Source organism: Paenibacillus sp. J22R3 (assembly GCF_056269305.1).
In genome coordinates this window covers 1,314,521-1,336,227 of record NZ_JBWDNS010000002.1, presented here as the reverse complement: position 1 = coordinate 1,336,227, position 21,707 = coordinate 1,314,521, and the positions used below count along the sequence as shown (strand labels likewise).

Genomic DNA, 21,707 nt, shown 5'->3' with positions numbered 1-21,707 from the left:
ATCATCCTCCCGACGCGCCGTATCGTTTAAGTCCTTGCCGCCACATGACACGGAACAAGAGCAGCAATGCGAGGAGCCAGCCTAGCTGCTGTGCAAATCCAACTATGATTTGCTGCGGCTCACCTTGCAATCGACCTGTAAGCAAATCGACTGGGAACGCCACCGTTACATAAAAAGGTAAGTATTTGGCCGCATAAGCAACCCAATCCGGAAACATGGACAGAGGTGCGATTCGGCCGGATAGAAACAGATGAACGCCTTCATATAAGGCATATACCGCCGTTGCTCGATTGCTCCAGAACGCGAGCAAGCCGAACATATATCCGATCAGAAACCGCAATGCCGATGAAAGCGCAATGGCTAGCAGCACCAGACCGAACGTCCCAAGTCCCACTGTCGTACGCATCGAAGGAACGAATAGGGCAAGAACAAGCCAGGACGGGATCATGAGTGCCGCGAAAAATACTTTGTAAACGAGATTCCCATTTATACTCCAATGAATCGGATGAAAAGGCCGAAGCAACTTGCCGGAGAATGTGCCTTGCCGGATATCATTATCCAGTTCGTAGACATCCCATGATCGCGTGAGACGGTCTACGACCAGCACCGCGCAGAAATAGAGCACATAATCGGATGCCCGGTACCCGGCAATGGAGCCGCTGCCGCTAAGTGATGTCCATACCGCCAAGCTTACGAGCGGCTGTACGAACGCACCGAACATCCAGATCAAACTCTCACTGCGATAGGCCATCATAATTGCCCAATCCGCCTTGAAGACGACCGCATACTTACGCCAGAAAGCCCCTGCCGCAAGCATCATACACCAATCTCCTTTGGCAGATGAACCTGCTCCTGCCGCTGCGGGTCTTCAGCTTTGGCATAGGCCATCCCGATGACCGATTCCAGGGAAGGATCCTCGATCGTCAAGTCGACAACCGGCAGCGAGGTGAGCAGCTTAGCGGATAAGCCGGTTACATCCTCTCGCGGCGCTTCCACTTCGAGCTGCGGGTATGCATACGATACTAGCCTTCCACCGCCGCTATGTACCGCCGCCTCAACCGTTTCAGCCGCTACCGGATCACCTAATACGAGAGCAATCCGTTTATAAGGCGAGAACCGATCGATGAGCTTGCTAATCGCCCCATCATAGAGCAGCTTGCCGTGGTTAATGACCAGCACCCGCTCACATAACGCAGAGACGTCTGCCATATAGTGGCTGGTCAGTAGAATCGTTGCTTTATATTCGCGGTTATACGAAGCGATGAACCTGCGCATCGCTTCCTGCATATTCACATCAAGTCCGATCGTCGGCTCGTCGAGAAACACCAGATCAGGCCGATGCAGCAAGGCAGCGACTAACTCGCACTTCATTCTCTCCCCGAGTGACAGCTGCCGTACAGGCTTATCAATCACCGCCGATAGATCGAGCATTTCCGTAAAATAATCAATCCGCCGGCGGTAATCTGCAGGTGCAATGTCGTAGACTTCCTTGTGAATCAGAAATGTCTCAGAAGCCGGAATATCCCAGATTAGCTGACTTTTCTGCCCCATAACGAGGCTCACTCGTTTCTTAAACGCATTTTGCTGCTGAAACGGAATAAAGCCGCCTACTTTGATCTGACCCGAAGTGGGATGCAGAAGACCTGTTAGCAGCTTCATTGTCGTTGTTTTGCCCGCCCCGTTCGGCCCAAGAAAACCAACAATTTGTCCCTCCGGGATATGAAAATCGATTCCGTCAACCGCACGCACCTCACGATATTCCCTGTGCCACAAGCTTCGAAGAGATGCAGCAAAGCCGGGCTGCCTGACGTGAACGCGGTACACCTTCGTTAACCCTTGAACATCAATCATTTATTAATCCTCTCCATGAAGACGATTTTCAATCGGAATTTCCGCAAGCGCTTTCGTAAGTTCACGCAGCTGAGCATCGAGCACAACGAGGCGGAAAGGAGAAAAGGCAGGCGGTGACTCGCCGGAAGACGCAGTCCCCTGCTCCAGCCACGTACGAAGCGGTTCCAAACTGGTTGCGATATCAGCCCGAAGCTGCTTTAAGTCCAATCCCATCAGCTCGTCCGGATAATGGACAAGCTTATTCTCCGCCTGCGTGAACAGCTTTACCGCGCCGGAGAAATTGTCATTGCGGAAGTGGTGCAGACCAACTGCCGCCTGCAGAAGCCCTTGATAGAGGACATTGCGGCCCTCCTCGAGCCACAGTTCCTCCATCACTTCATGGCATTCAAAATAATCCTCGTCTACATTAAACAACACGACAAAGTGTACGAACCGCTCATCATACTTATGATCCGTTCCCACTTAGTTCGTGCCGCCTTTCTTCGCCCGATTGATCGCTGTACGAATTTCATCAGACAGCATCCGGATACCGTAGGCGTCTTCCTGCTCCCACAGCTCGTTAAACCGCAGCTGGAACTGCACGGCTTCACGAACACGATGGAAGAAATAGAGCTCCTGAATGTCGCTAAGCACGCTTGATACCATATTCGATTTCTCTTCAAACTCCCGCTGAGCGTTAAGAATTTCTTTGTGAATGCTCGACATTTCCGTATCCAGCACAGATGCCGCTTCAGCAGCTTTCTTCAGACGATCGCGCACTTCATCCGGCAAGCTCTCTTTATATTTATAATTGAGCGAGTGTTCAATCGTCGCCCAGAAATTCATAGCCAGCGTCCGTATTTGAATCTCAGCCAGTACATGCTTGAGCCCGATTGCCGTTTGAACCGGGTACTCCACAATCATATGGTAGCTTCGATAACCGCTGTCTTTGAAATTCGTAACATAATCCTTCTCATAAACAAGCTTCAAATCTTTGCGTAACCGAATAAATGACGCTACACGATGAATATCATCGACGAATTGGCACATAATGCGGATCCCCGCTATATCTTCAATACCCGTATCGATATTCTCCATTGGCACCGACAACCGCTTCGCCTTCTCCAATATGCTGGAGATTCGTTTAACCCGACCGGTTACAAACTCAATCGGCGAATAAGCTTCCCTGTTCTTCAGTTCGGTGCGCAGCGTCTTCAGCTTCACCTTTAATTCTTCTACCGCTTGCTCGTAAGGCTGCAAAAAAAGTCCCCAGTCTCTACCGTCCATCCGGCCGCCTCCTGTCTAAGACCGATGATCTGCTCCTACTGCTTCATTAATTGATTTAAATCCATCTCGGCGCAAGGCATCCTTTAGCCCGTCCGCAAGTTCACGCAGCAATTCCGGCCCTCGATAAATGAGTGCCGTATAGATTTCAACAAGACTTGCACCTGCGCGAATTTTATCGTATGCATCTGCAGCAGTAAAGATGCCGCCTGAACCAATAATAGGCAGTTTGCCGCCGGTTTGTCGATATACTTCGCGAATAACCTCCGTCGATCGGTCCTTCAACGGCTTGCCGCTTAGGCCGCCGGTTTCCTTAGCATTCGAATGCTGCAGGCCATCGCGGCTAATTGTCGTATTTGTAGCGATAATGCCGTTCACGCCGCTCGCTTTAATCGTATCGACTGTATAGCCGAGCTGCTCGTCCGTCATATCCGGCGCTATTTTGACCAGAACCGCCTTGCGAGTACCGCCGTTCTTCTTCGCTTGAGCAGCCATTTCTTCCATTACGGTCGATAATAGAAGTCGCAATTCATCGCCATGCTGCAGTGCCCGTAAATCCGGAGTGTTCGGCGAACTGATGTTGACGACAAAGAAGTCGCCATATGTATATAAGGCTTGCAAGCAAGCACGGTAATCCTCGTGAGCCAGTTCATTCGGTGTTGTTTTGTTCTTGCCAATGTTAACGGCTATCGGTATCCGTCTGTTCGTATCCAGTGCCAATCTTGCTGCCATCGCAGCTGCACCTTCATTATTGAAGCCCATTCGGTTAATCAGCGCTTCATCGGAAGGCAGCCGGAACAAACGCGGGAGATCATTGCCGATCTGCCCTTTGGGTGTTACGGTTCCTACCTCTGCAAATCCGAAGCCGATATTGGCAAACATATCGACAGCCTTTGCATTCTTATCCAGTCCTGCAGCTAGTCCAATCGGATGGGCAAAATGCAGGCCAAACAGATCGACTTCAAGCTCCTTTGCTTCCGGTACACCGTACATCCCACGCATCAGTGCCGGTATTCCCGGTACACGGCTTGCGGTATGAAGGCCATCAATGACCATATGATGGGCTTTCTCGGGGTCCATTCGGAAGAAATAAGGCTTGGCCAATTTTGAATACAACAACGTAACTCACTCCGTTCTTCGTGTTAGCTCTACCGAACAGTTTAACGTGTTAGAAGGGAAAAAGAAAGAGCCTGCCGCGGCTTTCCTGCGTGCAAGCCTCTTATTTACAAGCGGTGGAGTAGTTGTATCTGGGCAAGAAAACGATTACAATATAGGTACAAACCCATTTAAAGTAAAAGAAAGGTTGATCCGCGTGAGCCAAGCCAAGAAAAGACCTCCCATTATGAAGAGCAAGCCTAAAGAACAAATCAATAAGAAGGCGCTCGTTTGGATTGGATCAATTTTCAGTGTTGTCGTCATCGTGATGGCTGTACTGCTAATTCTTGATAATAACTAGGTTAACCAGCGATAAACAACAGCGGTGTTCGTCTCGTCCTGCACCGGCTTCAAGCGGAAACGCTCAGCAGCCGGAGTCGCAGCGCCGGGAAGAACATCGCTTTTTATTTCTACTTTAGTTCCGAGCGGTACCAGATCATATAGCTCCTCCAGATCCTTCTTGTTCATCCGCACGCAGCCATGCGACTCATCCTTCCCGATACTTTCCGGTTCATCCGTACCATGAATCGCATAAAGGGTATTGGAGAGCGTCATGCCCCGACTGCCAAATTCGCTGTCATCGCGACCATTCGGATTTTTCACTTTCTCGCTGATGAAGAACTGACCTGATGGTGTCTTCTTCCCACCTAGACCCACTGTATAGCTGCGTACAATAACATCGCCGGAGACGACGGCAAGCTGATGACTGTCCTTATCTACAATAATGGATAATGGTTCATCGGAGAGTCGCGTCTCAGAGGAACTTGAAGACGCGGATTGCGAGGCCGAAGTGGAATTGGAGCTTCCACTTCCTGCTTTTCCTCCACTTGAATTCGCCCCATCACTTGCGGGTTTATCGGCCGATCGTTCCTTCGCTGCCTGCAGCAGCCCAGGGAATAGCTTCTTCATCTGCGGTGATGTTCCGGACAGGACATTATTCGGATAAGAGCGGGTCAGATCATCCATGCCGGAAGGCCAAGATTTCGTTCGTTCGTGATAGTGTGTAATCGCACTCGCCAGCGTCCAGCGCATTTCTTGCTCACGGCTCCACTCGCCGTAAGCTTTGTAGGCTGCGGATGCATTTCCCGGCTGACAATCGCAGGTTTGACCGTCCAGGAGTCGAACTGCTGCAGCATCAGCTTTCCCGTCCCGCTTCGCCTCAGCCAATATCCGCGTCTTCCCGGTCCATTTGCGCCATTTCCCGTCCTGCTGCAGCATAACCGCTAATCCTGCTTGCGAGGTACTTCCTTCGCCGGATAATAGAGTACCCAGTGCATTTCCCAATGTTTTCTGCCCTGCTGGTTTAATGAAGGAAACATTGAGCCCCTTCTCAGTAGTTGCCGCCTGATTTACATGGTCATTGCCGCGATCTTGTTCTGCCTCATCTTTAGCCATGCCGAAAGGTGCTGCCAGTACAATCCCAAGAAAAAGGACGGAAGCAACGGAGATGCGGAACAAGAGCCGCCTATTCCTTCGTTTCTTGTTCCACTGCTCCAGGATAACGCTCGGATCATGAGCCAGCTCATGCTGCTTGCGTTCATAGGCTTCATACACGCTGCCCGACTGCAGAAAACAGTAGTTGGCCTTCTTGTCCTTGCCTTCTTCCATATATTGTTTGCCTAGTAGATACCACGCCATTCGGTTAGTTGGATGGTTCTGTACGTAGCGCTTCAAATAGGATTTATCATTCTGATCCTCGAACATGAAACTGAACCTCCGGTTATTCAAACTGTTGTAGCTACTATATCGGCAAAAAAAGCTGTACGGTTTGCACCGCACAGCTTTTTTGTGAAAATTTTAATGTAACTACCCTAGAACTTCTTATCACGCAGCAGTACCGCCTGAGCATCGGATAACCATTGTACATCAAGTCCAAGCTCCTCCGCGAAGAAGCGGACCGGCAAGAATAATCTGCTGTCAGACGTGAATGTTGCCGAGCGAAGGGTCAATGTTTCAGCTGCTCCGCTTGAACGCTTCTTCATGATTTGAGCTGAACCGCTCTTCACCGTATAGCTGACACCATTAAGCTCCAGAACAGCCGACCCGCCTGCATATTTCACTTTGAAACCAAGCTTCTCCGTTAACACTCGAAGCGGTACGAACGTTGTTCCAGCCTTGATGATCGGCGCCACATCGGCGTCCAGCACGTTCTGATGATAGAGCAAATGGATGCTTCCATCTGCCTTCACTTGCTCCGGAACCGCATAGGGTACCACAACTCTTACCGTGTTGCTTCCAGCATCGGCAATTGCGAATGCGCCTTGTCCCATCCAAACCACATCGGTCGGCCGATTAAGCGTCGCACTTCCCGCAATTCCGCTGGTTCTGCCCTCTTCGCCAGGCGTACCCGCAACCGTTGTGACCACACCATGATTCAAATAACGGATAACATGATTAAGCGAGTCCGCGATAAGCACGCCGCCCTCAGGCGTAACGGTCAAACCACGAGGTGTTTGAAACTTCGCACTCGCTGCCTTTCCATCCGCATACCCGCCTAATGAATAGGGGGCATTGGATTCATAGTTGACAGCGGTACCCGTTATGCCACCTGCAACCGTTGTAACCGTCTGCGTTTTGAAATCAATATAACGAATGCGATTATTGCCTGTATCACTTACGTATAAATTGCCTTTCGCATCTAAAGCAAGGCCGCTCGGTTCATTGAACTTAGCCTTACTGAGCGGACCGTCCGCATAATCCCCGACTCCTTCAACTACGCCGGGGAAATACTCGACAATACGTGCCGAAGCCGCGTTCAATGTCGTCACTTTACCTGCTTTAATTTGACGAATGACATGATTCAGTGTATCTGCTACATAAATGACACCATCGCCCGTAACGGCTACATCCAATGGATGATAGAAGCGAGCTGCTTCACCATTACCATCAGCCAAACCCATAACTCCATTCCCTGCAATCGTTATTACTTTGCCTTCATTCGTAATTTTGCGGATTGCATGGTTCTCGGCATCTGCAACATACACGGCACCGCTCGCATCTTCAGCCAAACCGGAGGGACGATTAAATGCAGCTTCTGCCGCGGAACCATCAAGCAAGCTTCCAATCGGTGAGTGAAGCTCATCGTCTCCGATGTATATCCCAGCTGCTGTTGCAGTCTGCGATGGTGTCACAACACGCAAATTCTGATTACGGGAATCTGCAATCAGAAAGGCATCTGCGCCGGAATCGTATAGCAGTGAGGTCGGTTCACGAAATGCTGCAGCGGCGGATTTGCCATTTGTCAATTCAGAAGCACCCGTGCCGGCTGCCGTATACACCTCATAAAGCGGTTTATTACTAAGCACGGTATCAGCCGTGGACGAAGCAGCATTTACGCTGCCGCTGAATGAACCAAGCAGCACTGCCGCGGCAAGCGTTAGCGCAGCGGTATTCTGTTTATTGATCATGAGATGCTTTTCCCCTTACGTTAATTATTGGCGGGTTTAACTTGGAGCGTTAACTCCGGCCCTTTAACCGTTGCCACCGGAACACCGGCTGCATCAACAGCGGTAATGGACTTGATCCGGAAATGAACCGGCGTTGCCATTGTATCTGGGCCAATCTCTTCATTAGCAGGCAGTATCGCTCTGACCAGGAACGGCAGCTTCAACACCGATGTGGCATTAATGATTTGAACCGAATCGCCTGAGAATTTCGCCACCGTATAAACTAACGTATTGCTGGTTTCGCCTTCCAGGATCCGGAAGTCGTCTACACTATTTGCGCCTGATACTTGCTGTCCTTCAGGCTCTACTACGAAGCCGCCTCCACCGGAACGGTAGTTCAGCGAAGTTGAACCACCATCAAAGCTGCTCGTATTGAAAGTTGCAGCTAAAGAATCATATTGGATCTCAATCTGATACCCTTTGATTTTGCGAGAATCGCTAAAACCGCTAAACTCAAGTTCGAGATCGACTGCTCCGTTAGAACCCGAAACAATAAGCGGCGAGGTAGCGTATGCAGCTTGACTGAATTTCAAGCTGGCAAGCGCATTTGTTGTTGTTGGAATACCGCTGTTATTGCTGCCTTTGTTATCCTCTTTAATCGGCGCTTTCTCGATCTCTCCGCGGCTTGCATTAAACTTATCCTGCTCGGCCTTAGTCAGCTTCTCGAAGTAGAGCAGCTCCAGCTTCTTGGTAAGCTCGTCCAATGCCTTCCGATTCTCTTCGGCTATCTTCGCCTGTTGCTCCTTTGCCTTCTTTACGGCCTCAGCTAGTTTTTCCTTCTGTTCCTGAAGCTGCTTCTCTTTGGCTTCGCCGAGCTTCTTCTGCTTCTCCTTGAGCTCTTCTGCTGTTTTCTGCTTCAGCTTATCCGCTTCAGAGAGCTTCAGCTCTGCGGCAGTGTCGAGGTCCAGCAGCTTCTCTTTGGCATCTTTATTGATCTGATCGATCACAGACGAATCGACCTTCTTCAGATTCACCGCTTCACGAGCCATAATCGACAACAAGTTCGTCAGATTATCGGTCGCAGCCTGGAGATCCTCAGCTGATTTAATCGTTCCCCCGAAATTATCCTTGCTCGCCGGACCATTTAGACTGTCTTCGGCTTTCTTCAGCATTTCATCTTGCTCCTTGCGAATATTAGCTGCGTCCTCTAGGATGGCTTTGATAATGTCCGGAGAAGCATTATTAATGAAGTTTGTAATATCCATAATCGAAACGGATGTCATCAGCCCTTCTCCGTCCGCAGTGTTTGCTTCATCAAGCTGCTGAGTCGGATACAAGGTGACGGTATCATCTTGCTCCGTCTCTCCATCTGCCTCAAGTCGAATTCCGCCTGTAATCGCCTCAATAACACCTGCTGCCAAGAACACGCTCGTCAAACCCGTTCTCGGATTGACGCCGACAAAGAACTGCGTTCCGCGCACACCCATGATCGAGGTTGGCGTTTCCACTTCAAATTGATCATTCGCATTGGATACGGATTTCACTTTCACCCACAACGAGCCCGCCCACACACTCATTTTGGTTTTGGTGCCACTGGATTCCTTGAGCTTCGTAAATGTAACTTGCGAGCTTGGACCGATCGTAACGCTATCCTTATCTGCCTCATCGCTCGCCAGCTGGAGTACCACGTTTCCATCATTACTTGTGGCAATTTGGTCGCCTTCATTTAAGCTCATGTTTTTGAACGCCGCGAATGGCTTGGCTCCGCCTGATTTAAGTACCGTAACGGTACCTTTCATCGAATTTACGATGGCTACGCGCATCACTTGAGCTGAAGCCTTACCGGCACCTGCAAAAAGCGATGCCGGCCCGAGCGCGAGCAGCAAGCATAACATCGTGAGCAGCCTGCGGTAGTTGGTGCTGATCATGTTCCTACTCTCCCTTTCAGCTGATCATTCATGATCGCTTCATTATTCGTCGTAACCAATTCGGAATGTTCATCAGCCTCGCCTAACACTTCCGTAACTAGGACAGGCAGCTCTTTCCCCTTCACTTTCACTTCGCCTATGGATTGCGTAATGAACTTCCCTTTCACCCGAGCGAGTGTTTCTTCACTGATCAGAATTTGCCCCGGCTTCGCGTTGGCTTCCAGTCGCGCCGCCAGATTCACGGTGTCCCCTATCGCCGTATAGTCAAGTCGCAGCATCTGAGAGCCGATATTGCCGACGACAGCAGGGCCGCTGTTTACACCGACGCCGAAACGAACGGGAACACCGATCTCACGCAGACATCGTTCCTCGAGCTCGGCCGATTGGCGCTTCATCTCCAGTGCCGCACGAACAGCGAGCTCAGGATGGTTCGGTTGCGAAATCGGTGCGCCGAAGATGGCCATAACACCGTCTCCGATAAACTTATCTAACGTACCGTTCCAGTTGAACACGGCCTTCGTGCATATATCCAAGTATTCATTGAGCACTTGAATGACCTGCTCCGGCTCCAACTTCTCCGACATTGGGGTAAATCCGCGAATGTCGACGAATATAACGCTGATGTCGCGGCGTTGACCGCCTACGGTCACTTCCTCACCGGATGCGAGCATTTCATCCACGACCGTTCGCGGTACGAATCGGCCGAAAATATTCGTGACTCGGCTGCGTTCTCTTCGTTCCGCAACATAATGATTGACGACGGACCATATAAAGACCGTTGTTAAGGCCAAGAACGGGTATGTAAACGTAATAAATAAGGATTTCAGCTGATAGAGCTCGATCCATGCCAATATAAGCACAACTGCAAGCAATCCATATACCGCAAACGCCTTGCCACCGGTAAACCGTTCAAACAATAGTGTTGAAAGGAGCGTCAGCAGAATGATTAATACGTAGTTCACAACCGGACTTGCTTTCGTCGAAAATTTACCGGCAACCAGCGATTGAATCATGTTCGCGTGAATCTCAACCCCGTACATCTTCAGCGTCGTGCTGAGCGGAGTAAAGTATTCGTCCTGCAAGCCGGCTGCGAATGGTCCGATCAGAACAACATCACCTTGATAGTAATCAGCTGGAATATTGCCTGACAGCACATCGAAGAAGGATTGCGAATCATACCCTGTTGCAAGGCTCATCTCTTCACGAGGCTCCGTGTAGAATTCCGTGGCGATCTGGTTGCGACTGTCCGCCGGAATTCGCTGCTCCCCGCGATACCATTCTTTCTTGTCCTCATTCCATACGATCTGATGCTCTTGATCCAGCAAATAATTAGCCAACTTTACACTGAACGCCGGAATCACATGACCTTGATCATCCTTCAAACCGATCGTAAGCTTACGAACTGTACTGTCTTTATCCTGCAGGACATTGATATGTCCTAATTGATCAGCCCCTGCTCCGATCGTTTCGGCAGGATAGGAAATCGATTCCGTCTCAAGCTCACCGGCCTCATCTTGTCTGGCCTTGAAGTTAAATACGACAGGTAAAATGACATTGGGGTACTTCTTCATCGTCTCCGCCATAAGCTTGTCGCTCTCCGGATCATTCCCCGGCTCGGCCAGCACGACGTCCAGCGCGATTGCTTTGGCACCCGCTTCAGCTAACATCGAGATTAGCTGTGCATAGAGTCCGCGATCCCATGGAAATTGTCCTAAATTGTCGAGCGAGGCCTGGTCGATTTTGATAAGCTTGATGTTCACATTCGGCGCACGATCCGCATCTGCTTTCTGCATGATCTTATCTTGCAAAACGGACTCTACCTGCCCCAGTGTGCCGCCTGTTCCCAAACTGCTTAGAAACGACCAGAACAAACAGATCAGCAGCCCTACGGCTGTTGTTATCAACCACTTTCGCCTAAGCATATTTTCCCCCTAGTTCCGCAAAAATCAGTAAATTTTTCCTAGTAATCTTCCTTCTATTCTAGTTCACTTTCAGAAGATATGGCAATATAAACATGTCGAAACAACAAGAAAAATCCCACCTCTTGTCGAAACAAGAAATGGGATTATTCTTCGTTCATATTTAGCAGAATTAGTTGTTAAAAGCTGTGTCTGCGATTTTGATGGAATCCGTCGGGCAGCCGTCTGCCGCGTCTTGCAAATCATCATATAAATCCGATGGGATTTCTGTGTTGCCGTGGTTACCGTCGCTGCCGAAAATAACCTCTGCTAGACCTTCATCGTCGTAGTCGTAAATGTCCGGTGCCGTTGCCCCGCATGCTCCGCAAGCAATGCACGTATCTTTTTCAACCCAAGTAAACTTCGACATCGTATTCCCTCCTATTAATTGTAAGCCAAGAAACTTACGATTGTGTGGTTTTTTAGCGAACAACCCTCACTCATCACTATATAACATATGCTCGTCAGTTTGCAAGGATGTCCCTCTAATTCGTTTGTTACGAATTAATGCCGAAGGATCGTCTCCAAGCATGCCTGCTGTCAGTACGGCATCCTCGCCAAACTTATCGCGAAGCATATCCATAGCCTTTGTTAAAGCAGCCTTGCGAGGCTGTTCTTCAAATTCGAACAAGTCTAGCTGAACGGCCGTTTCATCCTGCAAAGATAGATTCTGCAGTGTAATTCCCAGTAGTCTGACAGGCTCGCCTAGCGGCCAATGTTTATCGAATAGTTTACAAGCTTCTTTATGAATATCTGCAGCGGAATCTGTCGGTACAGGAAGTGTAATCGATCTGCTTACAGTGGTCATATCCGGTCTGCGGATGACGATTTGAACGGTGGATGCCATCATCTTCTGATGGCGCATTCTGCGCCCGGTTTGATCCGCCAAATTCAGCAGGATACGATGCACTTCCGTGCGTTCCTTCACATCCTTGGGCAGTGTCGTCGTATGACCGACCGATTTGTTACGTTCTCTGGCTGCATTAACCGGTGCATGATCATACCCATACGAAGCGGACTTCATCCATGTACCAAGTACGCCAAAATGCTTCGTCAGCATGACTTCATCGGCTTCCGCCAGTTGCCCGATTGTGCGTATATTCAGTTTCAATAGTTTGTCTGCCGTCTTCCTGCCGATACCGAACAGCGAGTCACAGGGTTTATCCCACAACAGCTTCGGAACGTCGCGAATACGCAGCACGGTGAACCCGTTAGGCTTCTGCATATCGGAGGCCATCTTGGCCAGCAGCTTATTCGGCGCTACACCAACCGAGCATGGAAGATTCCATTCATTACGGATTCGATCCTGAATGGCATGCGCAATTTCCAGCGGTTCTCCGAATGCGGAGGAACCTGTAATATCCAAATAGCATTCATCGATGGACATCGCTTCAACTAAAGGCGTATATTGCCTGGCGATCGACATAAACCCGCGCGAATAAGTGCGGTACAGATCAAAATCAGGGCGAATGAGAATCAAATCCGGGCAGCGGCGCATGCCTTCGCGAACCGTCATCCCCGTCTTCACCCCTTGCTTGCGGGCCGCATAGGAAGAAGTGACAATAATGCCTTTGCGCAGCTCCACACTGCCGGCGACTGCTGTAGGCTTTCCTTTATATAGATGCGGTTCTTCCGCTTCATGTACCGAGCAATAGAATGCATTCATGTCTAAGTGCAAAATAATACGGTTCTTGGCAGCCGGTTTCTGATGATCCGTGGACATTACTGACTTCCTCCTATTCCGCTAAATTTGCTTCTAACCTCAGCATACAATTGCCGATAGAGCCAGTCAACTCGCGGCTTTTCGGTGACCGCAACCGAACATTTACGCACTGGACAAGTAATGCTATAATAAAAAATTATGACTACGCATAGGATTAGTAGTGAAGGGGGCTTCTGAAAATGATGGCAAACACAATCTCCATTTTCGACACTACGCTGAGAGATGGCACGCAAGGCGAAGGAATCAGCCTCTCCGCAGACGACAAAATAAAAATTGCCCAGAAGCTTGATTTACTTGGCGTTCATTATATTGAAGGCGGAAATCCAGGCAGCAACAGCAAGGATATCGAGTTCTTTCAACGTGTCAAGCATTTGAAGCTGGGTGCTAAGATCACCGCTTTCGGCAGCACAAGGCGCAAGAATTCTTTGGCAGAGCAAGATAGCAGCCTGCTGCGAATTGTTGAGTCCGGTGTTCCTGCTGCTACGCTGGTCGGCAAGTCATGGGATTTCCATGTACATACCGCTCTGCAGACGACGCTTGAAGAGAACCTGGCAATGATTTACGATTCCTTTGCCTTCCTTAAACGCAATGACGTTGAAGCCATCTTCGATGCGGAGCATTTCTTCGATGGGTACAAGCATAACCCTGAGTATGCACTCTCCGTACTGCGCAAAGCGCAAGATGCAGGCGCGGATTGGATCGTGCTTTGCGACACGAACGGCGGCACATTGCCATCCGAAGTACATGATATCGTTACACGCATCCGAATGGAGCTTAACGCTCCGATCGGTATTCATACGCACAACGACTGCGAGCTTGCCGTAGCTAACACTTTAGCTGCTGTACAGGCCGGTGCCCGTCAGGTGCAAGGAACAATCAACGGTTATGGCGAACGCTGCGGCAACGCGAATCTGTGCTCGATCATCCCGAATCTTCAAATCAAAATGAATTATCGCTGCGTGAGTGATGATCAACTTCAGTCCCTTACGAAAACAGCCCGCTACATTAGCGAGATCGCGAATGTTCACATGCCTGTTGCACAGCCTTACGTCGGTAACGCTGCTTTCGCACATAAAGGCGGCATTCACGTTTCCGCGATCATGAAAGACTCTAAGACGTACGAGCATATTCGCCCTGAACTGGTTGGCAATAAGCAGCGTGTACTCGTCTCTGAACTTGCCGGTCAAAGCAATATCATCTCCAAGGCTCAAGAGCTCGGACTTGATATTAACGCCAATAACGACAAGACCAAAGAAATCATGGAACGAATCAAAGACCTTGAGCATCAAGGCTACCAATTCGAAGGTGCCGATGCATCGCTCGAGCTGCTGCTGCGTGATGCCTTTGGCGAAATGAAAGAAATTTTCAAACTGGAATCTCTCAAAATGATCGTGGAGAAAACAAACGGCAACGGAATGAATGCCGAAGCGATCGTAAAAGTGAAAGTTGACGATCAAACCGTCTACATGGCGGCTGAGGGCAATGGTCCGGTTAATGCACTTAACAATGCGCTTCGCAAATCACTGGAGCAGTTCTACCCAAGCATAAACGACTTCCACCTCTCCGACTATAAAGTTCGGGTCATCGATGAGAAGGACGCAACGGCTGCTAAAGTCCGTGTCTTAATGGAATCCACCGACTTCAAGAATACTTGGAACACGGTCGGCGTCTCGAACAACGTAATTGAAGCGAGCTGGGAAGCGTTGGTCGACAGCATCCGTTATGCACTGCTCAATATGTCCAAGATCGATAATGCCATGGATGAGCCTCGCGAACAGTTCGGATTGGTTAATCACTAAACGGCAAGAACGCCGTATCCGCCATAATTGGCGGATACGGCGTTCTTTATTTTACGCTGCGGTAGTAGTTATGTGCCTGTATGCTGCTCTTCTTGAACATCAATCCATTTGTCGATAATCGCTTCCCACTTGCTCTTGGAAATAACCCCGCCTATCCGCTCTCTCACAATTCCGTTGCTGTCAATCAAGAGGGTCGTAGGGAATGTGTTCACTTTGTACAAGTCAGTCGCTTTGCCGTCCCGATCCATCAGAATGGGGAATTTAAGCTTCTGCTCCGTGACAAACTCTCTTGCCTGACGCTCTTTATCCAAGCTTGTTGCATTAATGCCGTAGAGCTCCAGCTTATCGCCATATTTCTCCGAAAGTGCCTGCATATCAGGCGCCTCCATCTCGCAAGGCCAGCACCACGAAGCCCAGAAATTCACCATAAGCAGTTTCTCGCGTTTACCGCCGATAGGTGTTGCCTGATCTGTTAAGTCAGGAAGCTCAAGTGTGGGGGCCGTATAGCCCGGCTTGGGCAGCATGTCGCTGGAAGCGGCAAGCGCTTCGTTATGTTTTCCTCTATTTTGGTAGACTGCGGCACCGGCCAATACCAGCACGATGACGATCAGCACGATCGAACGTTTCATCCTTGCGCCTTCTTTCTTCTATGCAATATCTGTTTCGGACAACCTCCCTACATGTTACCACGCTTGGGAATGGATGCTCAAGTTCGTGGGAACATTACCGTCGAGATGACACAATTTCGCCATGGGAGCTGTTCTAATGAAACAAGCAACTAAATCCGGATGGGCCGCAAGGAACCCAGGCAAGCTGCGCACAAGCGGTTCGAGCGGCGGCAGCAAGAATAAGGCTGATCAAGGTGAACAGGGCAAGGGCAAATGGCTGCAATACTGCGCGCTCGCAACTGTCCCGCTCGTCCTCGTATTAGGCAACTCCATGCTCGTCCCGATCTTGCCGGATATGGAGAAGGAGCTTGGCATTTCAGGATTTCAAGCAAGTCTTGTCATTACGTTGTTTTCGGTGGCAGCCGGCCTCATCATCCCGATCTCCGGATACTTATCGGATCGTTTCACGCGTAAAGCCGTCATTCTGCCTTCTCTCGCTCTCTATGGAATAGCAGGGATAGTGGCAGGCATCGGAGCAGTTATGCATGCCTATTGGCTGCTTATTGCGGCACGCGCGCTTCAAGGAATCGGTGCTGCCGGCACTTCCCCAATCGCAATGGCACTTGTAGGTGACATGTACAAGGACGGCAGTGAAAGTGAAGCATTAGGGCTCATAGAAGCTTCGAACGGCGCAGGTAAGGTCGTAAGCCCGATCATCGGTTCGCTGCTCGCCTTAATGGCTTGGTATGCCCCTTTGTTTGCCTTTCCATTATTCTGTGCAGGGTCATTCTTCGCCATGATGTTCTTAATCAAAGAACCGCCCAAAGAAAATAAAGAGAAAACACCGGTTAAGCAGTATATTGCGGGCATCGCAAAGGTCTTCAAGGAGAAGGGGCGCTGGCTCATCTCCGCATTCGTTTCCGGTTCACTGGGGCTCTTTATTCTGTTCGGAGTCCTGTTCCGGTTATCTGATGTCCTTGAAGAAGCTCCTTACAATATTGACGGTGTAGCTAAGGGGGGCGTTCTCGCGATCCCGCTCCTATTCCTAGTTATTACAGCTTACTTGACCGGACGCAAAATCAAAAACAACGGCGCACTCATGCGCCGGCTCATGATCATCGGCTTATCCGTGATGGGCTTGGCATTGGCCGCGGCTGCTTTCATCCACAACAGTGTGTATGCGTTAATCGGCTTCGCAGCGCTCAGCAGCGCCGGCACCGGACTATTGCTTCCCTGCCTGAATACGCTCATTACCGGCTCCGTAGATCGCGAGCATCGGGGTATGGTCACCTCCCTCTACAGCAGCTTGCGTTTCTTCGGTGTCGCCTTCGGACCTCCTTTATTCGGCTGGATGGCCAAACGTTCCGATACACTGTTGTACAGTGTTGTCGCGGTTCTCTCATTTGGTGCCTTGCTCATTATTATTTTCTTTGTTCATCCCCCGAAGACAGCTGGTGATGCGTAGTATAATGGAACAATGACCTTCGAAACGAAAGAGGCATTGTGAATATGAACAAAGTGACAATTACATCCGATGCCTATCAATCCCTCGTGGAAATCTGCCTCAGAGCATTTCCAGAAGAGGCATGCGGGATACTGACCGGCACCGACACATCCAGGCAAGCACAGCAGCCTGAAGTAACCGTAACAGGTATCCAGGCCATACGTAATCGATCGCAACAGCCGCTCAATCGGTTCGCATTCGATCCCGAGGAGTGGATTCAAGCCTATTTCAGCATGCAAAAAAACCGACAATCGCTTGTCGGCTACTTTCACTCCCATCCATCGTCCATGCCGATTCCAAGCACTGCAGATTGGAATGGTCTCCACGCGACGGAATCGGGCATAAACTATTGGATTGTTTCGCTTCAACAGGTGGACAAGCCGCTCATCCAGCCCTATTGGGCAGAGAACGGCCGCTTCACCCCATTAATGCTGACTAAGATAAGCATATAAGTCCTCAAGCGTAATTACATTTCGATTATGCATTTGCTGCAAATAATGTACCCACAGCTTCGCTGTCATAAGGGAATCCTCCAGCGCATGATGTCGCTGCGTGATCTCAATCCCGCTTAATGTCAGCATATCGTCTAAGTTATACGTGAGCCGATTGGGCTCCAGCCATTTCGCGACCAGCATCGTATCAAGCACGCGATGCGTCAGATTGACTTTCGAAGTGCGCCATAGCGCCGCATTCAGAAACTGCTTGTCATGACCGCTGGCGTGCGCGATTAGCAATCTTTTACCGACGAATTCCATGAAATCATGAAGCACCTGCATCAAATCCGGCGCATCCTGGGCCATTTCATTCGTAATTCCGGTTAACTCCGTGATATGCTTGGGCACTTTTCGTTTAGGATTAACCAAGCTGTAGAATGTTCCGCCTTCTACAAGCTGATCTCCTTTCACGAGCACAGCGCCAACCGATAGGATCTCATCCCCGTTCGTCGGATAGAATCCGGTCGTCTCCAGATCAAAGACAACGACCTCCATATCTTGCAGCGGCTGATCCATAATCGATTCCTTGCGCTGCTCCTTTGACATCGAACGGATAAAGGCCATTTGCTGTGCGTTTTGAGCGCCCATCATCGAAGCAATCGCCGGTGTAATTCCGCCCATTTTGTATAAATGCCACATCCTGCCTACACTTTTTTGCTCCTTCATGGTTCTCCCTCCGCTGCCCTAGAGCCTACCCGCCGTCTGCTTATGAACGAAGCGTTGCAGCTTCTTAACTCCCTTGAGTCCGGATTTCAGCTCATCGATTAATTCCTTTGTCAGCTTCACTTGCGGCAGCTTCCCATTGTTCGTGTAAAGCCCATCTTCCCGTTTCTCCGTACTCATCAGCCGAAGACGCATGAACAAACGAAATATTCCGGAATACATGACACAGTCTTCTTCGGTTAAGACGGCTAGTTGACGCAACCGGTTTATCCGCGCAAGTGTCGACGTTTCTCGTACGCCTGCTTGAATGCTTAACAATCGCATCGCATTCACCATTGGGATATAAGCACCGTATTTCAGATCCAAGCTGCCGGCGTCTGTGCCGTATTGTTCTTTAAGCAGCTGACCGAATACGCCTATCAACACCTTATGACGCATCGTATTATTAAGCATGTGATGAACGATAACACGGTGATTTAACATATCGGAATAATAATGATCCTTCATCGCTGTAAGCAGCTGGTTCTGACCATAAATGATTCGGCTGTCAGCAATGATGAGAAGATACCTGACACACTCCCAATCCGGATCCTCAAACCAACCGTCTAACTTCGCTTTCCACTGCGAGAGTGATTGGCACCAGATCGGATTAGAGCTGATTACCTCTCCTTCACATGGCGGATAACCGAGCTTCTGAAGCATATCGACAATCGTTTCGGCGAAGATATGAAAATAAGCCGTTACTCGCTCACGCTTCGACTCTTCCTCCGGATCGTCGTAAATCATGCCGCTGTCTTGGTCGCTTGACAGCGTTTGTTCCGCCCTGCCTCCGCTGCCGAACAATAAATACGCGTATGGCACGGGTGGGGAACCGTGCCCCAGCCGTGCCATTTGCGCTTCTGATAATGAGATCGCCCGACGAATTAACGCATCATGTACCTCATTCAGATCCGTATTAAATTGTTCAATCGGCTGCTTCATATGCAGAGCTTCCATTCGCTCGTGGATTTGATCCCGCAAGCCGCGCAGCGTCACCACATCATCGGTAGTCCCGATGCGTGTAAGCAGCTTCGCACGAACCGGATCGCTCATGCTGTGCTCACCCCTATGTCAGTATATCGAACAACTTTTTAAGGCTGCTTTTGCTGCTTACATGTTTTGTTGTGCTTTTTTCATTTGCTCCGGGTAACCGAAAGTACCATGCTCGGAAAGGTCAAGACCGATAATCTCTTGCTCTTCCGTAACGCGAAGACCCATAACTACTTTCATGATTCCAAGCAATACGAAGGAAACGAGGAGGACGTAGCCGCCGCAAACGAGTACGGATTCAAGCTGTACCCACATTTGATGCCAGTTGCCTGTGTCGATAATACCGCCTTTACCAACGTTAAGCTTCGTTGCCAGTTCATCTGTTGCAAAGATACCATTCGCCAATGTACCCCAAACCCCTGCTGCACCGTGAACAGAAAGTGCATAGATTGGATCGTCGACTTTGATTTTCTCGAAGAACTTAGCGCTGAAGAATACGAGTACGCCTGCAAGTAAACCGATTACTACAGCTGCCCAAGGATCTACGAACGCACAGCTTGCAGTGATAGCAACAAGACCGGCAAGAGCACCATTCAACGTTGTAGGGATATCTGCTTTGCCGTTTACAAGCCAGGAGATCAGAAGTGCTGCTACTGCGCCGCCCGCTGCGCCGAGTTGCGTGTTGAATGCAACGTAACCGAAGAACCCGTCGCCTACACCAAGAGCACTACCTGCGTTAAAGCCGAACCAGCCAACCCATAGTATAAGTACGGACAAAGCTCCAAATACTTGGTTATGACCTAGAATTTCATTTGCCGAGCCGTCTTTATTGAAGCGGCCGATACGCGGCTTCAGAAGTACGGTTGCCGCAAAGGCTGCAAGAGCACCGGTTAAATGAACAACTGTGGAGCCGGCATAGTCTTGCGCGCCTTCAGCGAACAACCAGCCAGTTGGGCTCCAGATCCAGTGGGAAATAACCGGATAGATAAGTGCTGTAAACAATACGGTAAAGACGAGGTATGCAGATAGCTTAGCGCGTTCTGCGAAACCGCCCCATGCGATGGAAAGTGATACTGCTGCGAAAGCTAATTGGAATACGAAGAAGATTGTCGAAGGAAGTGCTTCGCCTTCTGCTGCCGATACTGCAGGAGCGAATAAGTAGCTGCCCCATCCGATAAATTTACTGATTGAATTCTCAGCGTTATCTGCACCGAAAGCAAAAGCATAACCTACAGCCCAGTAAACCAAGGTACAAAGTCCCAATGTGAAGATTGTTTTACCGGCAATATGCCCGGCATTCTTCATGCGTGTCGAACCGGATTCAAGAAGAATAAATCCACCTTGCATCAAGATTACCAACACTGCTGCGACTAGAACCCAAATCGAGTTCAACCCCATGTTCAGTGTTCCTGCAGACGGGTCGTCTGCGAAAGCCATTGCTGGAAATAACAACATAAGAGCACCTAAAGACAAAATCAACTTTTTGACCACTACGACCACTCCCTAATGTAATGTTTCTTGACATGCTAGGAAAGACTTAATGTCATTATAGTCAGAAGTACCACTTTTGACAATACAGTTTTTTCATTTTCTCGAAAAAAATCTAACATTCGCTTCTTCGAACGATTCGAATGTTAAGTTTTTTCACAATTTTAACACCGAAACGGCCTTTTTACCGCTTCATCCTTCGCGTTTTGAACGTTTTTCTATCCTATTCTATGTCACACTCTTCCTATAAATTACGAAATTCCTTTCTAGTAGCTAAGTCTCATGTTAGGTTTTATACTTACATATTTCGTCAAAGCATTACGTTTGACTGTATGGTTATAGATTCTGTATCATAGGTACTAGAAGAATAAACGCCTATACCCGTTTAAAGAGAGAGGTGATTCCATTGTCCGACCATGCGCTGCACCGGATTGGTGAATTATCGAAGTTAGCCGGCGTAAGTCCACGTACAATCGATTTCTACACATCAATGGGTCTGATCGAACCCGAACGGCGATCAGCCAAAAATTATCGTCTCTATAGCGATGAAACCTTGAATCGGCTCAAACGTATAGTACAGTTGAAGAAAGACAAATATACGCTCGATGAAATCAAGGCTAATTTGGCAGGCTGGCGCAAAGTTTCTACTGAGGATCAAGTGTCAGGCAGGCTGATGGATCTCCAGCTTCATCTAGAACAGCTGCAACGCGAAGTACAGGAGATTGAACCAGTCCTAAACCAATTGAAGCCTCAGCAGGCCAAGCAGGTGTTTAAACGGCTTGCGCCCCAAACAGCTGCATGCGTTGAAGCCTTAATGCTACTCATTAACAAAGGCGGCTTAATGTAGGATTTCAACAC

The 21,707-nt window shown here is 49.4% G+C and carries 20 protein-coding genes; 5 read left to right on the top strand and 15 right to left on the bottom strand.

Annotated features, from left to right (window positions below; translation table 11 throughout):
* Window position 1: 1 nt before the first annotated feature.
* Genes AC0YN4_RS13955 through AC0YN4_RS13935 form a run of 5 tightly spaced genes read right to left on the bottom strand, consistent with a single transcriptional unit; the run spans window position 2 to window position 4,233 of the window.
* On the bottom strand, window positions 2-820 hold the full coding sequence (locus AC0YN4_RS13955) for an ABC transporter permease (RefSeq protein ID WP_475780303.1): 819 nt from the start codon (window positions 818-820) through the stop codon (window positions 2-4).
* Window positions 817-1,851, bottom strand: a complete 1,035-nt coding sequence (locus AC0YN4_RS13950; protein WP_475780302.1) for an ABC transporter ATP-binding protein — start codon at window positions 1,849-1,851, stop codon at window positions 817-819. The genes AC0YN4_RS13955 and AC0YN4_RS13950 overlap by 4 nt, the downstream gene beginning before the upstream one ends.
* Before the next feature lie 3 nt (window positions 1,852-1,854).
* Window positions 1,855-2,313, bottom strand: a complete 459-nt coding sequence (locus AC0YN4_RS13945; RefSeq protein ID WP_475836024.1) for a DUF309 domain-containing protein — start codon at window positions 2,311-2,313, stop codon at window positions 1,855-1,857.
* Complete coding sequence (gene yjbM, locus AC0YN4_RS13940; protein WP_475780300.1) at window positions 2,314-3,117, bottom strand: GTP diphosphokinase; 804 nt, start codon at window positions 3,115-3,117, stop codon at window positions 2,314-2,316.
* A 15-nt stretch (window positions 3,118-3,132) separates the two neighbouring features.
* Window positions 3,133-4,233 (bottom strand): quinone-dependent dihydroorotate dehydrogenase, encoded by a 1,101-nt coding sequence (locus AC0YN4_RS13935; RefSeq protein ID WP_475780299.1) that lies wholly within the window; start codon window positions 4,231-4,233, stop codon window positions 3,133-3,135.
* Between AC0YN4_RS13935 and AC0YN4_RS13930 the strand changes: the two genes are divergently transcribed.
* Window positions 4,211-4,570: a hypothetical protein gene (locus tag AC0YN4_RS13930; RefSeq protein WP_475780298.1), complete on the top strand. Its 360-nt coding sequence runs from the start codon at window positions 4,211-4,213 to the stop codon at window positions 4,568-4,570. The genes AC0YN4_RS13935 and AC0YN4_RS13930 overlap by 23 nt on opposite strands.
* Here AC0YN4_RS13930 and AC0YN4_RS13925 read toward each other — a convergent pair.
* The 6 genes from AC0YN4_RS13925 to AC0YN4_RS13900 form a co-directional block, all read right to left on the bottom strand.
* Window positions 4,567-5,973 (bottom strand): L,D-transpeptidase, encoded by a 1,407-nt coding sequence (locus AC0YN4_RS13925; protein WP_475836023.1) that lies wholly within the window; start codon window positions 5,971-5,973, stop codon window positions 4,567-4,569. The two genes, AC0YN4_RS13930 and AC0YN4_RS13925, sit on opposite strands and share 4 nt — an antisense overlap.
* A 107-nt stretch (window positions 5,974-6,080) precedes the next feature.
* Window positions 6,081-7,676, bottom strand: a complete 1,596-nt coding sequence (locus AC0YN4_RS13920) for an NHL domain-containing protein (protein ID WP_475836022.1) — start codon at window positions 7,674-7,676, stop codon at window positions 6,081-6,083.
* Window positions 7,677-7,696: 20 nt separating this feature from the next.
* Window positions 7,697-9,583 carry a FecR family protein gene (locus tag AC0YN4_RS13915; protein ID WP_475836021.1) on the bottom strand — a complete coding sequence of 629 codons (1,887 nt, stop codon included), beginning with the start codon at window positions 9,581-9,583 and terminating at the stop codon, window positions 7,697-7,699.
* Entirely contained in the window at window positions 9,580-11,505 is a 1,926-nt protein-coding gene (locus AC0YN4_RS13910; protein WP_475780294.1) for a CHASE2 domain-containing protein, read from the bottom strand. Before AC0YN4_RS13910 ends, AC0YN4_RS13915 begins: the two co-directional genes overlap by 4 nt.
* 169 nt (window positions 11,506-11,674) lie before the next feature.
* Entirely contained in the window at window positions 11,675-11,911 is a 237-nt protein-coding gene (locus AC0YN4_RS13905) for a ferredoxin (RefSeq protein WP_090572928.1), read from the bottom strand.
* A 66-nt stretch (window positions 11,912-11,977) separates the two neighbouring features.
* Window positions 11,978-13,264, bottom strand: a complete 1,287-nt coding sequence (locus tag AC0YN4_RS13900; protein WP_475836020.1) for a DNA polymerase IV — start codon at window positions 13,262-13,264, stop codon at window positions 11,978-11,980.
* Window positions 13,265-13,446: 182 nt separating this feature from the next.
* On the opposite strand from AC0YN4_RS13900, the gene cimA reads away from it, so the two are divergent.
* Window positions 13,447-15,063, top strand: a complete 1,617-nt coding sequence (cimA, locus tag AC0YN4_RS13895; RefSeq protein WP_475780292.1) for a citramalate synthase — start codon at window positions 13,447-13,449, stop codon at window positions 15,061-15,063.
* Window positions 15,064-15,131: 68 nt separating this feature from the next.
* Here cimA and AC0YN4_RS13890 read toward each other — a convergent pair whose 3' ends face one another.
* The gene (locus AC0YN4_RS13890; protein ID WP_475780291.1) at window positions 15,132-15,692 is read right to left on the bottom strand and encodes a TlpA family protein disulfide reductase; all 561 of its coding nucleotides are present in this window, start codon (window positions 15,690-15,692) and stop codon (window positions 15,132-15,134) included.
* Window positions 15,693-15,828: 136 nt separating this feature from the next.
* Here AC0YN4_RS13890 and AC0YN4_RS13885 point away from each other — a divergent pair, with 136 nt between their 5' ends.
* Together AC0YN4_RS13885 and AC0YN4_RS13880 are read left to right on the top strand one after the other, a co-directional pair.
* Window positions 15,829-17,136, top strand: a complete 1,308-nt coding sequence (locus AC0YN4_RS13885) for an MFS transporter (protein WP_475780290.1) — start codon at window positions 15,829-15,831, stop codon at window positions 17,134-17,136.
* A gap of 44 nt (window positions 17,137-17,180) precedes the next feature.
* Window positions 17,181-17,627 (top strand): M67 family metallopeptidase, encoded by a 447-nt coding sequence (locus tag AC0YN4_RS13880; protein WP_475780289.1) that lies wholly within the window; start codon window positions 17,181-17,183, stop codon window positions 17,625-17,627.
* Here AC0YN4_RS13880 and AC0YN4_RS13875 read toward each other — a convergent pair.
* Genes AC0YN4_RS13875 through AC0YN4_RS13865 form a run of 3 tightly spaced genes read right to left on the bottom strand, consistent with a single transcriptional unit; the run spans window position 17,601 to window position 20,816 of the window.
* Complete coding sequence (locus AC0YN4_RS13875) at window positions 17,601-18,335, bottom strand: exonuclease domain-containing protein (RefSeq protein WP_475780288.1); 735 nt, start codon at window positions 18,333-18,335, stop codon at window positions 17,601-17,603. The two genes, AC0YN4_RS13880 and AC0YN4_RS13875, sit on opposite strands and share 27 nt — an antisense overlap.
* Before the next feature lie 18 nt (window positions 18,336-18,353).
* On the bottom strand, window positions 18,354-19,424 hold the full coding sequence (locus tag AC0YN4_RS13870; RefSeq protein ID WP_475836019.1) for a DUF294 nucleotidyltransferase-like domain-containing protein: 1,071 nt from the start codon (window positions 19,422-19,424) through the stop codon (window positions 18,354-18,356).
* A 57-nt stretch (window positions 19,425-19,481) separates the two neighbouring features.
* Window positions 19,482-20,816 carry an ammonium transporter gene (locus AC0YN4_RS13865; protein ID WP_475836018.1) on the bottom strand — a complete coding sequence of 445 codons (1,335 nt, stop codon included), beginning with the start codon at window positions 20,814-20,816 and terminating at the stop codon, window positions 19,482-19,484.
* A 430-nt stretch (window positions 20,817-21,246) separates the two neighbouring features.
* On the opposite strand from AC0YN4_RS13865, the gene AC0YN4_RS13860 reads away from it, so the two are divergent.
* Window positions 21,247-21,696, top strand: a complete 450-nt coding sequence (locus AC0YN4_RS13860; RefSeq protein WP_475836017.1) for a MerR family transcriptional regulator — start codon at window positions 21,247-21,249, stop codon at window positions 21,694-21,696.
* The last annotated feature ends 11 nt before the right edge of the window (window positions 21,697-21,707 follow it).

Bases quoted from the DNA above. Each gene is read 5' to 3' on its own strand.
- AC0YN4_RS13870 (WP_475836019.1), bottom strand. From the start codon at position 19,424: ATGAGCGATCCGGTTCGTGCGAAGCTGCTTACACGCATCGGGACTACC.
- AC0YN4_RS13910 (WP_475780294.1), bottom strand. From the start codon at position 11,505: ATGCTTAGGCGAAAGTGGTTGATAACAACAGCCGTAGGGCTGCTGATC.
- AC0YN4_RS13925 (WP_475836023.1), bottom strand. From the start codon at position 5,973: ATGTTCGAGGATCAGAATGATAAATCCTATTTGAAGCGCTACGTACAG.
- AC0YN4_RS13955 (WP_475780303.1), bottom strand. From the start codon at position 820: ATGATGCTTGCGGCAGGGGCTTTCTGGCGTAAGTATGCGGTCGTCTTC.
- AC0YN4_RS13900 (WP_475836020.1), bottom strand. From the start codon at position 13,264: ATGTCCACGGATCATCAGAAACCGGCTGCCAAGAACCGTATTATTTTG.
- AC0YN4_RS13920 (WP_475836022.1), bottom strand. From the start codon at position 7,676: ATGATCAATAAACAGAATACCGCTGCGCTAACGCTTGCCGCGGCAGTG.
- yjbM (WP_475780300.1), bottom strand. From the start codon at position 3,117: ATGGACGGTAGAGACTGGGGACTTTTTTTGCAGCCTTACGAGCAAGCG.
- AC0YN4_RS13880 (WP_475780289.1), top strand. From the start codon at position 17,181: ATGAACAAAGTGACAATTACATCCGATGCCTATCAATCCCTCGTGGAA.
- AC0YN4_RS13890 (WP_475780291.1), bottom strand. From the start codon at position 15,692: ATGAAACGTTCGATCGTGCTGATCGTCATCGTGCTGGTATTGGCCGGT.
- AC0YN4_RS13950 (WP_475780302.1), bottom strand. From the start codon at position 1,851: ATGATTGATGTTCAAGGGTTAACGAAGGTGTACCGCGTTCACGTCAGG.
- AC0YN4_RS13875 (WP_475780288.1), bottom strand. From the start codon at position 18,335: ATGAAGGAGCAAAAAAGTGTAGGCAGGATGTGGCATTTATACAAAATG.
- AC0YN4_RS13885 (WP_475780290.1), top strand. From the start codon at position 15,829: ATGAAACAAGCAACTAAATCCGGATGGGCCGCAAGGAACCCAGGCAAG.
- cimA (WP_475780292.1), top strand. From the start codon at position 13,447: ATGGCAAACACAATCTCCATTTTCGACACTACGCTGAGAGATGGCACG.
- AC0YN4_RS13905 (WP_090572928.1), bottom strand. From the start codon at position 11,911: ATGTCGAAGTTTACTTGGGTTGAAAAAGATACGTGCATTGCTTGCGGA.
- AC0YN4_RS13915 (WP_475836021.1), bottom strand. From the start codon at position 9,583: ATGATCAGCACCAACTACCGCAGGCTGCTCACGATGTTATGCTTGCTG.
- AC0YN4_RS13865 (WP_475836018.1), bottom strand. From the start codon at position 20,816: ATGTTGTTATTTCCAGCAATGGCTTTCGCAGACGACCCGTCTGCAGGA.